Raw genomic sequence first — 247 nt, forward strand, 5'->3', positions numbered from 1 at the left:
CGCTTATCTCAGCCGATCGCGCGCTTTATTGACTTACGTGGTTTAGTGACTGGGCAGGTAAAGCCTTATGATCACAATGGCAAGCAACATTTCATGGATGAAACAGCGATTGAAGTATTTGAAGCTGCGCTAAAACAACACGGTGGTTATACCCTTGCCGTTTATGAGGCAGTGATGAACACCGAAAATAATCATCGGGTGTTACAACGCAAAACCACAGAAAAAATTGCAGAGCAAGCCATTGATG

At 44.1% G+C, this 247-nt stretch carries 1 protein-coding gene; it reads left to right on the top strand.

Translation table 11 applies throughout. The features are described from left to right. The coding region (locus tag AAEY72_RS15885) for a hypothetical protein (protein ID WP_352311616.1) at nucleotides 1–247 on the top strand (247 nt) is incomplete at both ends.

The sequence above is a fragment of the Psychrobacter sp. W2-37-MNA-CIBAN-0211 genome, from assembly GCF_040309405.1.
Lineage (GTDB): Bacteria > Pseudomonadota > Gammaproteobacteria > Pseudomonadales > Moraxellaceae > Psychrobacter > Psychrobacter glaciei.